General features: G+C 33.1%; 7 protein-coding genes and 2 tRNA genes. 8 read left to right on the top strand and 1 reads right to left on the bottom strand.

All coding sequences use genetic code 11. From position 1 onward, the window contains the following. Positions 1-2 precede the first annotated feature (2 nt). The 7 genes from C6H31_RS04600 (at position 3) to C6H31_RS04570 (ending at position 6,764) form a co-directional block, all read left to right on the top strand. A complete protein-coding gene (locus tag C6H31_RS04600; protein WP_104697643.1) occupies positions 3-461 on the top strand; it encodes an RDD family protein in 459 nt (152 codons plus the stop codon). 8 nt (positions 462-469) lie between these two features. After that, positions 470-2,743 (top strand): LPS assembly protein LptD, encoded by a 2,274-nt coding sequence (locus tag C6H31_RS04595; protein ID WP_233709905.1) that lies wholly within the window; start codon positions 470-472, stop codon positions 2,741-2,743. Positions 2,744-2,774: 31 nt separating this feature from the next. After that, positions 2,775-4,853 (top strand): polyribonucleotide nucleotidyltransferase, encoded by a 2,079-nt coding sequence (locus C6H31_RS04590; RefSeq protein WP_104697642.1) that lies wholly within the window; start codon positions 2,775-2,777, stop codon positions 4,851-4,853. Between the two features lie 86 nt (positions 4,854-4,939). Next, the gene (locus tag C6H31_RS04585) at positions 4,940-5,263 is read left to right on the top strand and encodes a F0F1 ATP synthase subunit C (protein ID WP_104697641.1); all 324 of its coding nucleotides are present in this window, start codon (positions 4,940-4,942) and stop codon (positions 5,261-5,263) included. A gap of 40 nt (positions 5,264-5,303) precedes the next feature. After that, positions 5,304-5,388: transfer RNA gene (locus C6H31_RS04580), tRNA-Leu, on the top strand. Between the two features lies 1 nt (position 5,389). Further along, positions 5,390-5,476: transfer RNA gene (locus tag C6H31_RS04575), tRNA-Leu, on the top strand. Positions 5,477-5,597: 121 nt separating this feature from the next. Further along, entirely contained in the window at positions 5,598-6,764 is a 1,167-nt protein-coding gene (locus tag C6H31_RS04570) for a pyridoxal phosphate-dependent aminotransferase (protein WP_104697640.1), read from the top strand. A 10-nt stretch (positions 6,765-6,774) separates the two neighbouring features. On the opposite strand, the gene C6H31_RS04565 is transcribed toward C6H31_RS04570, so the two are convergent. Further along, a complete protein-coding gene (locus C6H31_RS04565; RefSeq protein ID WP_104697639.1) occupies positions 6,775-9,309 on the bottom strand; it encodes a hypothetical protein in 2,535 nt (844 codons plus the stop codon). Positions 9,310-9,461: 152 nt separating this feature from the next. Here C6H31_RS04565 and carB point away from each other — a divergent pair, with 152 nt between their 5' ends. Further along, positions 9,462-12,731 carry a carbamoyl-phosphate synthase large subunit gene (gene carB / locus C6H31_RS04560; protein WP_104697789.1) on the top strand — a complete coding sequence of 1,090 codons (3,270 nt, stop codon included), beginning with the start codon at positions 9,462-9,464 and terminating at the stop codon, positions 12,729-12,731. The last annotated feature ends 73 nt before the right edge of the window (positions 12,732-12,804 follow it).

The raw sequence follows: 12,804 nt of genomic DNA, 5'->3' as shown, positions 1-12,804 counted from the left end.
TTATGTATATTAGTGATACAAAGATTGAAGAGATTGTTTATCGAGAAAACTTAAAGGTTGCGCCAATTGGTAGGAGGATCCTAGCTTATTTAATTGATGAGTTTTTGATATTATCTATTTCTTATTTAGTTTTTAGAGTTACTATTAACTTTGATTATTTTCAATATTCAAACTATTTAGATTTTTTAATCTTAGCCTGTAAAGTTTGGCTGTTTGTAAGAGGTTTTTACTATTTTATTTTTGTATTATTTTGTGGTGTAAGTATTGGGAAAATACTTACAAAGATACGTGTTGTGATGATTGATACATTAGATTCTCCAGATTTATTATTCTCTTTGGTTAGAATTCTTATCAAAGAGTTAGGGACATTTTTTCTTTTTAGTACTTATTTTTTTGCATTTGATAATAATCTTGTAAGAACCTTGCATGATAGAGTTGCTAAGACCATAGTAGTTACATAAGGGCAATCTTGAAATATCTTTTTATTATTTTTTTGTTGTTTGTTTATATGAGGGCAGAGGTTGGGGTACAAAAATTTGATAAAGATAATAATAAGATATTTGAGTTGTTAGCAGATAGTGTTTATACAGAGGGTGACAAGGTCCATGCAGTAGGAAATGCCATTGTTTTTAATGGAGACTTGTATATTATAGCTGATAAGGTTGTTTATGATAAAGAGCAAAGAGTTCTTGATGTACAGGGGAATGTTAAGATTTATAAGGGTGGAAGCATCTTTTCAAAAACCAATCAAGCAATTATTAATATGACAGAGGATTATGGCATTGTTGAGCCCTTTTATGTTCAAGATAGCCAAAGTGGTATGTGGATAGGGGCTGCTGAAGCGCAAAGTAATAATAAAATTTATAGTTTTAAAAAAGCAATGGTCTCTGGTTGTAGTATAGAAAGACCTGTGTGGTATATGAATATTAGTTCAGGAAGTTTTGATAGCGAAAAGTCTACACTTAGTGTGTGGAATCCCACTTTATATATCGGAGATGTTCCAATATTTTATTTTCCTTACTTAAGGCTATCTACCAAGAATGAGCGCTCAAGCGGCTTTTTATATCCACAATTTGCAACTTCTAGTAGGGAAGGTTTTATATTCATTCAGCCTATTTATATTGCAGTGCAAAATTTTTGGGATATGACTTTAACACCTCAAATTAGAACTGATAGGGGCTTTGGTGGTTCTTTGGAATTTAGGGCTATAGATTCCCAAAGTGATAAATTTATCTTTAATGCAAAATATTTCTTTAATAAAGATTCTTATGTAGAAAGATACAATCTAAGAAATAAACATATTTTTGGCTTTGATTTTTTGCATTCAAGCGATAATCCTTTAAAAAAGTATTTTGGTATGAAGAAAGATATTGATAATGGACTTTATCTTGATTTCTTATATATGAATGACTTGGATTATTTGCGGTTTGAAAAGTTTAATGCAAGAATTACAGATGGAACCAGAATGTCAAAGGCAAATTTTTACATACAAACACAAGATCATTATTATGGAATTAATTTTCGCTATTTTTTAAACTTAAATAAGATTAACAACGATACAACCTTTCAATCATTGCCAAATCTGCAATATCATAAATATCTAGATAGCTTATTTTTTAAGAATCTTTTATATTCTATTGATTATCAAATGAAAAATATTTATAGAAATTTGGGCTATAGTTATGTGGAAAATAGCATAAAAATACCCCTTGGGTTACAATTTTCTCTTTTTAATCAATATTTATCTCTTGGTATTTGGTCTGATGTTTATGCAAGTAACTTAGGTATTTACAATATGCAAAAGAGCTATATTGATAAAGATATTACAACAAGAAAAACAGGGAATTTTCTTCTTGCAAACTACACCATTAACCTAAATATGGATTTGGCAAAAGATTATAATAAAATCTTTCATGTGGTTAATTTTGAAGCCAGTTTTACAGCACCTTATTTTCAAATCTCTGATGGTGTTTTGGATCGAGCCTTTCTTGCTTCTGCAGACTATACGGATCTTTACAATAAAGCTACAGGTCAGTATTTAATTGGAGGTAAATTATATGATGATGTTTGGAATCCAGCAACTCTAAGTGACTATAAAATTACAACAAGAAAACTTGATTTAAAACTAAATCAGTATTTTTTTGGCAGTAAAGGAAGAGAGTTATTCTATTGGCGTATTTTTCAGAGATTTGATTTTGATGACCCATTTTCATATTTTAGAAATCCATTGCAAAATAAGGTGGGTTTTTCTCCGATTGAAGGATTGGAATTATCAAGTATTCTTTCCTACTCTTTTTTTTATAATAATTTGCAAGAGCTATCTGTTAGTGCAAGTTATGTTAAAAAATATCTAAATACTTCACTGACTTACTATATTAAAAATCAATTTAATGATATTACAACTCTAAAACAAGAAACAACAGCAAACTATCTAAGCTTTAATTTTAGTAATGACTTTGGATATTTTGGTCTTAATGCTTCCATTGGGCTTAATTTTAATAATTTGGCTCATACTCGCAAATTTTCAGATGCCTTGACAAATTGGTCTTTTGGAATCTTTAAAAATATTCGTTGCTTTGGTATTGGATTGCGATTAGCAAGTCAGCGTATGCCTATATTGACAAATGATACTACATCTGGGGGATATGCTGCAAGCGTATTAAATAACACATATGTGAAGTTTGAATTTAGTTTTTCTCCTCTTACCCAAACAGGATTAACCTATCGATTTTATAACAAATAATGGCATAATTATGCAAAAAACAAGGAGAAGCATGCATAATATCGATATCGCTTTAGAGGGTTGGAGTGAGAATTTAAAAATAGATTATGTTGCTAAGCAGGCAAGTGGTTCTGTTTTATATCAACATAAAGGAACTGTTATACTGGCAAGTGTTGCAATTGATGATGAGGATATTGAGGGGAACTTCTTACCTTTAAGTGTTCAATATATAGAAAAAAGTTATGCTGTAGGAAAGATACCAGGGGGGTTTATTAAAAGGGAGGGAAAACCAAGTGAGTTTGAGGTTTTAACTTCTAGATTGATTGATAGAAGCTTAAGACCCCTTTTTCCAAATGGATATAAGCGTCAAACACATATTAGTGTTTTTGTATTAAGTTATGATAGAGAAAGTGATTTACAGGTTTGTGCTCTAAATGCTGCTGCCAATGCACTCTTTATTTCTAGTGTTCCTTTTATGATTCCAGTTGTTGGAGTAAGGGTTGGACGCATTGATGGTGAATTTATTTTTAATCCTACTATCCAACAGTTGCAGATTTCAGATATTGATTTATTTATTTCGGGCAGCTTTGAAGATTTATTAATGATAGAGATGAAGGGGGGGAGTTTAAAGGATAGGGGGGTAGATGAAGAAGAGCTTTTAGATGCAATTAATTTTGCAAAAGAAAAAATTAACAAGATGAGCTTCTTATATGAAAATTCCTTGAAGGGATACAAGAAAGAAGAATGGATACAGTTGAGTGAAAAGAGTCTTTTTGATCAAGAACTCTATACTTTCTTAGAAGAAAAATATCATCATCAAATCCAAGATATTCTTTTTTCTATGGCAAAAAGCGAAAGAGCCACTCAACTCAATAATCTGGCAAAGTTGATTTTTGAGACAAATCAGGAGAATTGGGATCTAGATAAAATAGAGTTTAACATTCAAGAGTATAAGAAAAACTTTGTAAGAAATCAAATATTAAAGCAAGGTGTTCGTGTCGATGGAAGGAAATTAAATGAGGTAAGACCAATAGATATTCAAACAAATTTTTTACCTCAAGTTCATGGGAGTGTTTTATTTACAAGAGGACAGACTCAGGCATTAGTTGTAAGCACGCTAGGAAGTGAGAATGATGCTCAAAGTAAGGAGCTTTTAAGTGATCATAGTGTGCAAAAAGAGTTCTTTACCTTTCATTATAACTTTCCTGGATTTAGTGTCGGAGAAGCATCAATGATTGGTTCTGTTGGAAGAAGAGAGCTCGGACATGGTAATTTAGCAAGAAAGGCATTAGAAGATAGTATTGTGCACAAAGATGAAACAGTGCGCTTAGTGTCTGAAATTTTAGAGTCTAATGGTTCTAGTTCAATGGCAAGTGTATGCGGAGGTTCCTTAGCATTAGTTGCAAGTGGAGTGGAAACTACAGGGTTGATTGCTGGTGTTGCTATGGGACTTATAAAAGAGGGTGAAAAGTATGCGATTTTAACTGATATTATGGGGCTAGAAGATCACGAGGGAGATATGGATTTTAAGGTTGCTGGAAATACCCAAGTTATCACTGCTATGCAAATGGATATTAAAATTAAGGGCATTGATCTAGAAATTTTAAAGAAGGCATTATATCAAGCAAAAGAAGCCAGAATTCATATCCTATCAATTATGCAAGAGGCAAATTCTAAAATACAGCTAAACCAAAGTCTCTTACCTAAGACAGAAAAGTTTGAAGTTCCTGCTGCTAAGATTGTAGATATTATTGGGACTGGCGGAAAAACAATAAAAGAGATTATTGAAAAATTTGAAGTAAGTGTTGATTTAAATCGTGATAGTGGCGGTGTTAAAATTTTTGGTAATGATGCAGAAAAAGTTTTGCAAGCTAAGGAATTTATTTTGCAACTTGTGGGAGAAAAACAGGGCTATGTGGAGGGAGAGATTTTTGAGGGCGTTGTAAAAAAGATTGTAGATTTTGGTGTGTTTGTATCTTTGCCAAAAGGAGGCGATGGATTATTACATGTGAGCAAGATTGTACAAAATAAATCTCAAAAACCAAGCGATTTATTTCAAGAGGGACAAAAGATTTATTGCAAGATTCTAGGATTTAATAAAGGTAAGATTGATTTAGATCTTAAAAAGTAATTTTTTTAAAGTTATTTTTATGTTTTTTTTGAGATAATACGCCTTAAATCTTCGTGTAGGGGAGAGATCCGAAAGAAGATAAATAAATGAATAAGAAGGAGAGAGTTGTGAGACTATTTCTATCTGTGTTTTTTGGTTTAACAGGTTTGGCTTTTGCTTCTGGTGATGATACAATGATAAAAGCTTTTTCGGTTCTAGCTGCGGTTGTAGGATTAGGAATTGCTGCATTGGGTGGAGCAATTGGTATGGGTCATGCTGCAGCGGCTACAATTTCTGGAACTGCTAGAAATCCTGGTATCGCTGGTAAATTAACTACAACAATGTTTATTGCACTTGCAATGATTGAAGCACAGGTAATTTATACTCTAGTATTTGCAGCAATTGCACTTTATGGCAATCCTTGGCTTTAATTCATAAATAAAAAGAAGAGAGGAGGGGGTGCATTTAGTAGCGCTGATGGTGGAACTGGTAGACACGCCATCTTGAGGGGGTGGTGAGGCAACTCGTGCGAGTTCAAGTCTCGCTCAGCGCACCATGCCGAAGTGGTGAAATTGGTAGACGCGCCAGACTCAAAATCTGGTGGAGGCAACTCCGTGTCGGTTCGATTCCGACCTTCGGCACCATTATAGATAGTTCTTCAAAAATTCTAAGATTTTTAGCGATATCTACATCTAAACCTCAAGGGTAGTTTTTCAATTTTTAAAACATAAATATTAAAATCAAATTATATAGTGAGAAGAAATTATGAGATACTCAAATAAAATATTAAATTTGGCAGAATCTGCAACGATTGCAATAAGTACATTGGCATATAATTTAAAAATGCAAGGTAGGGATATTTTGAGCTTTTCGACGGGAGAGCCTGATTTTGATACACCATTGGCTATTAAAGAAGCTGCAATTTCGGCTATTAATGAAGGTTTTACTAAATATACTCCTGTTGCTGGTATTTTAGAATTACGAGAGGCTATTGCTAATAAGCTTAGAAGAGAAAACCAATTAAATTATGATGCTTCTGAGATATTGGTAAGCAATGGTGCTAAGCAATCTTTATTTAATATTTTTCAAGCTTTGATTGACACAGATGATGAAGTAATTATCCCTGCTCCCTATTGGGTCACTTACCCAGAGCTCACCAATTATAGTGGGGGAAAAAGCATTTTGGTTCAAACAAGTCAAAAAGATTCTTTTAAACTCACTCCTGATTTATTAAAAAAACATATTAACAAACAAACAAAACTTTTAGTATTGACAACACCATCTAACCCTACAGGGATGGTTTATAGTAAAGAAGAGATAAAAGAGCTTTATGAAGTTATTAAAGATACAGATATTATGATTGTTAGTGATGAGATGTATGAAAAATTGGTATTTGATGATAGCTTTTGTTCTATTGCTTCTATAAATGAAGATTTATTGCAAAGAACGATTACGGTAAATGGACTATCAAAGTCTGTTGCTATGACTGGTTGGAGAATAGGCTATCTTGCCTCAAAGAATCAAAAATTGGTTAAATTAATGGATAATCTACAAAGTCAATGCACATCAAATATAAACTCTATTACACAAAAGGCATCTTTGGTTGCCTTAAATGGGAAAGTAGATCAAGAGATTGAAAGAATGCGACTATCGTTTTTAGATCGTTGTAATTTTGCTTTTGAGCAAATTAATGCAATTTCAAAACTTAATGTTATTAAGCCACAGGGGGCTTTTTATTTATTTATTAATATCGAAGAAACAAAAATGGATTCTTTGAGTTTTTCAAAACAGCTTTTAGAACAACAAGGAATTGCTGTGGTTCCTGGTGTAGCATTTGGTATGGATGGCTATATAAGATTATCTTTTGCTTGTTCAATGGAGCAACTTCAAAAAGGAATTGAGAGGATTAAGACTTTTGTGAATACCCTCTAGGCAATCTTCTTTAATCTCTTAGATACCCTCTTTTTACTTCCTTAAAGTGATTTTGTTTATTAAAGCTTTTATCACTTTCTTTTTGAACATTTTGATAAGGACCAAATCTCTGCTTAAAGGTCTTTTTAGTAGGAGCAGATTTTGGCCTATAGCTTAGAGAAGACTTTTTGTCACTATTGGGTTGTCCAAACTTATATCTTAGGCCACAAGAAAGTAGCCAATAGGTATTAAGTCTTCCAAAAAATTCAGTTTTAAAGTCTGCAAAAATTTTTAGGCTATCATTAAAAAATAACACTTCGCTACCCAATCCCAAGGAAAGTCTATGGTCTCCTTTCTTGGAATTGCCATAAAGGGGAATATTTGCATCATCTACTAAGGTAATCTGACCCCCAAGATTTAAATCATAATTATAAGCAATAAAGGTTTTTGCTAGGACACTAAAATTCTCATATCGGTATTTATTGGATCCTAGTATTCCTATTGTGGTTAAGAGAGCTGGTGAGTTATCAAGTTTTCCTGACACATTATATGAAGAGGTCTTATCAAGAAAATTAAAGGAATGTCCAAATATTACTCCAGGAGTTAAAGAAATATAGGGTTGTATGAAAAATTTTGTATCCCGAACATAGCCTGTTGATTTTTCATTTCTACAAAAAGATTTTCCATCATCTCCTTTTTTACAAGTTTGGATGGTTTTGGTTCTAGATTTTTTAAAAAAATAAAAGTTATATCCTGCCCTAAAGTTTGCTAGCAAGGCACTCCCATAAAAATCTACAGGATTTTGTGCTTGATATAAATTGTTGTAAAATGAAGAAAAGATATATTTGATTTTTGCATCTAAAAATAAATCATCATTTTTAATAAAGCCTCCATAAAATCCAAATCCAAAGCTCCTAGCATCACCAGTGTAGCCGCTATCACCCCCATAGATTTTTAGAAAGTCAAAACTACCCCCATAAAAATACCTAGAATCATCAAAGTTTTTTCCATAATCAAAGCCACCTTGAAAACTAAAAAAGAGGTTCTGAGAGCTTTGTTTGCGATTAAAAGCATTTGTATGATAGATTCCTCCTCCATATGTTTTTGCCCATATTCCAAATTTTGCAGGAGGGTAGAGGAAATCTTCAATCCTGTGATTAATAGAATCAGCTTGGATTCTAAAAATTCTATAAGGCATCGAGAGTATATTAAAAAGTGTTCTTGCAGTTTGATTTGGGTTTAAGTCAATGGAGCTTAATATCCAATTTACTCCTCCATTTTGAGATGGGATTTTTGTTAGGACTGGATCATAATTATATATCCCAGTAATTGTGGATAATCCAATAAAATTACCATTTACTTCATTTGCATGTGCAACGATCATAGGTTTTAAAATATCAAAACTTACTCTAGATTTGTTTTGATAAATTTGTATGTAATGGGTTCCATTAAGCTGATTTGCACTAATAGTATCAACCATTCCAAGGGGGATGTCAGCCATAAGCCTAAAAACGCCATTATTGCCATTTAAAGCTCTATCAATTCTTAGAGTCCTTTGTTTAAACTCTGTATCATTAGTAAGTCTAGAATCGCTTCCATCATCTGCAATTTTTATAAAATCCACCACAGCTATATTATCAATGTTGTGATATTGGTCATCAAGATTAGATTTTGCGTTATTGGTATTTAGGGTCCTTACAGCAGAGTTTGCAGTGAGAATCCACTTGCCTCCACGATCAAGCAGTAGTTCTGCATTAGCATTTCCTTGGAGTGAGAATCTTCCTTGAAAAAAACTTTGTGGGTTTGTTAAATGGATAATGGCTTCACTTTTATCACTAGATGCTAGCTCAACTGCAATATCACCCTTTAATTGAATAATATTGTCTCGATTGTAAGTAGTTCTTGTTGTAGGATTAAAGTTTATATAAAAATAACCATCACCACTTACACTAGTGATACTTCGATAGCCAACTCCTGAACCTCTCCACCCTTTTGATGGTTGCATTTTTGAAACATCAATGTAAGTATTTCCATTAAAGGCATATCCACCTTTTCCATCATTTACATTAAAAACTCCTCTTGTAATATAGAAATTTTCTGTTGCTACAACAACCATTTCTGTATTAAAACTAAAATCAGAACTTAGATTACTATCTTTTCTTCTTGTAATAAAGACACCTTCAACGGGTAGGTCGCTATTTGGATCAGGTAGAGATAATAAATTTAATACAAATCTTCCTCCATTGATACTATATTTTTGTCCCCCATCACCTCTAAAAAATACTGATGCCCAGTTTCCATAATTTCCAGTAGCACTAAGATTTATAGTCAAGGTTGCATTATTATTGAGTTGTAAATCATTATAGGTGCTAAAAATAGCTCCTGTGTAACAGTTATCTTGCGCTGCATTACACGTTGTCCAACCATCTGGAGTATTATTAAGATCAATAAATACATTCTCTGTAGTATCTGTCCCATATTGAGACTTGATCTGATTTACTGTGTTATTTGTTGCGCTATAAAGTTGGATAATAAGACAAATGAATATAAAAATCAAATATCTCAATGAAACTTCCTCTGCAGATCTTTAAAGATACCTAAATTATATCTTGAAAGTAAAGCAAAAAATATGCCATACAAGGCTTATTATTATGATTTCCTACGAGGGTTTTTGTGATTTTTAAGGTAAAATACGAAAAAAAAGATGGGACTAGGAAAATGCCAAAGAGAGAAGATATTAAAACTATTTTACTGATTGGCTCAGGGCCAATTGTAATTGGACAGGCTTGTGAGTTTGATTATTCTGGAACACAAGCAGTCAAAACTTTAAAATCATTGGGATATAGGGTAGTTTTGATCAATTCAAATCCTGCTACCATTATGACAGATCCAGAATTTGCGGATAAAACTTATATTGAGCCTATTACAGAGGAAATTGTTCAAAGAATTATTGAAATTGAAAATGTTGATGCAATACTTCCTACAATGGGCGGTCAAACAGCTTTAAATGTTGCAATGAAAATGTATGAAAAGGGTATGCTTGGAAAAGTTAAATTTTTAGGCGCTAATCCAGAGGCGATTAAAAAAGGAGAAGATAGAAGAGCCTTTAAGGAAGCAATGCTAAAAATTGGAATGGATTTACCAAAGTCTTTTTATGCCTATGATGAAAATCAAGCTATGGAAGCAGCAAAGGCTATAGGATTTCCTTTAATTATCCGTGCAAGTTTCACTCTTGCTGGTGGTGGAAGTGGGGTTGCTTATAATATTGAAGAATTTAAGTCGCTAGCAAAAGCAGGTTTAGAAGCAAGTCCAATTAGTGAAATTTTGATTGAAGAATCGCTTCTTGGTTGGAAAGAGTATGAGATGGAGGTTATTAGAGATAAGAGTGATAATTGTATCATCGTATGCTCCATTGAGAATCTTGATCCAATGGGGGTGCATACAGGAGATTCTATTACAATAGCACCTGCATTGACACTGACAGATAAAGAATATCAGAGAATGCGAGATGCTTCTTTTGCAATTTTAAGAGAAATTGGAGTGGATACTGGTGGAAGCAATGTGCAGTTTGCAATCCATCCGCAAACAGGTAGAATGATTGTGATTGAGATGAATCCTCGTGTATCAAGAAGTTCAGCTCTTGCTTCAAAAGCAACAGGTTATCCTATTGCAAAAGTTGCTACTCTTTTGGCAGTTGGTTTTAACTTGGATGAAATACAAAATGATATAACAGGTACCCCAGCGAGCTTTGAGCCAAGTATCGATTATATTGTTACAAAAATACCTCGTTTTACATTTGAAAAATTCCCCCAAGTAGATAGCACACTTGGAACATCTATGAAGAGTATAGGTGAGGTGATGGCTATAGGGTCTAACTTTTATCAAAGTGTCCAAAAAGCCCTTTGTAGTTTAGAAACTGGTCTTTGTGGCTTTGATTCATTAAGCACTGATGTAGAGCATATTAGATATGAGATACGCAGGCCAAATGCCAATAGAATACTTTATCTGGCAGATGCTTTTAGAGTAGGATTAGATTTACAAGAAATCTATGACTTAAGTAAAATTGATCCTTGGTTTTTAGGAAAAATTAGAGAAATTGTTTTATTTGAGCAAAAAATCATATCGCGGATTTTACAAGATAAAGATTTAATGTTGAGGGCAAAGTGTCTTGGTTTTAGTGATAAGATGATTGCAAAGATCTTAAATAAACAAGAAAATATTGAAATTAGTGAGAGTGAAGTAGCTTATGCAAGATTAAGTCTTGGTGTAGAAAAAGTTTATGAAGAAGTAGATACCTGTGCTGCTGAGTTTGATAGTTTGACTCCTTATTTTTATTCTAGCTACTATGATTTTAATTTAATTAAAAATGCAGAAGAGACTCAAAATGACAACAAAAAAGTTTTGATTATTGGAGGAGGACCTAATCGTATCGGACAGGGTATTGAGTTTGATTATTGTTGTGTGCATGCTAGTTTTGCACTCAAAGATATGGGAATTTCTAGCATTATGTATAACTGTAATCCAGAAACAGTAAGCACAGATTATGATGTGAGCGATACCCTATATTTTGAACCCATTTATTTTGAATATGTGAGATCTGTCCTAGATAGAGAAAAACCTGATGGAATTATTGTTCATTTTGGAGGACAAACACCTTTAAAACTTGCTAAAGAAATTAATAAATATGGTGCAAAAATAATTGGGACTCCAGCAAAAGTGATTGACATAGCAGAAGATAGAGAAAAATTTGCTAATTTTGTGAAAGAAAATAATTTAAGGCAACCAGAAAATGGTATTGCTTTTACAAAAGAAGAGGCCTATCGCATCGCAAATAAAATAGGTTTTCCTGTTTTAGTAAGACCAAGCTACGTGCTTGGAGGAAGAGCTATGCGTATTGTAGAAAATGATGATGAACTAAAGATTTATATGGAAGAGGCTGTCCGTGTAAGCGAAAATACCCCAATTTTAATTGATAAATTTTTAGATGGTGCAATTGAAATTGATGTAGATTGTATTTGTGATGGCAATGATGTATATATTGGTGGTATTATGCAGCATATTGAAGAAGCTGGGATTCATAGTGGGGATTCTGCTTCTTCTTTGCCAACTATTAGCATAGAAGAAAAGATGTTAAAAGAAATTAATAATACCAGTGCTTTAATTGCAAGGAAACTTGGTGTAGTTGGCTTAATGAATATACAGTATGCAATTTATAATCAGACACTTTATTTGATTGAAGTAAATCCAAGGGCTTCTAGAACAGTTCCTTTTGTAAGCAAGGCTACAGGAATGCCATTGGCAAAAATTGCAACTCGCGTGATGTGGCAAGGAAATTTGAAAGAAGCGCTAGAGTTTTATAGTGGGTTTGGTAGCTTTGAGTTTAATGATGGAATCTATCAGCCAAAGAGAGGAAAACATATTTCAGTAAAAGAGTCAGTTTTTCCTTTTAATAAGTTAAATGATACAGATTTATTACTTGGCCCAGAGATGAAGAGCACGGGTGAAGTAATGGGTATTAGCAATAGCTTTGGTTTAAGTTTTGCAAAAAGTCAAATGGCAAGTAAAAATACCTTGCCAATATCAGGTAATTTATTTCTTTCCTTGTGTGATAAGGACAAGAAGTATGCAGGGGAAATTGCAAAAAGCTTTCAGGAGTTAGGTTTTAATATCTATGCTACAAGTGGGACACATAAGATCTTAGAAGAAGCTAAAATTGCTTCCACAAGAGTACTAAAAATTTATGAAGGTAGGCCAAATATCCAGGATATGATTACAAATGATGAAATTCATCTAGTTATTAATACTTCTGATAATAAGCCAAGTAAAGATGATGCAAAAATTATACGCACACAAGTAATTCGCAACTCTATTCCCTATTTTACAACGCTTGAGGGTGCAAGGGTTGCTGTTGAGGCCTTAAAGGATATGCAAAGAATAGATGTGCATATACCAAAGTCTTTACAAGATTTTTTAAGGGAAGCACAATAGTATTTTTAGCACAAACAGATACTACAGTGGGGATTTTAAGTAATTCTCCCTTAGAGCTTAATAGAATTAAGCA

This window comes from Helicobacter sp. 'house sparrow 1' (assembly GCF_900199585.1).
Classification (GTDB): Bacteria; Campylobacterota; Campylobacteria; order Campylobacterales; family Helicobacteraceae; genus Helicobacter_H.
Note: the sequence above shows the minus strand (reverse complement) of the source record. Positions and strands in the feature narration are given on the sequence as shown.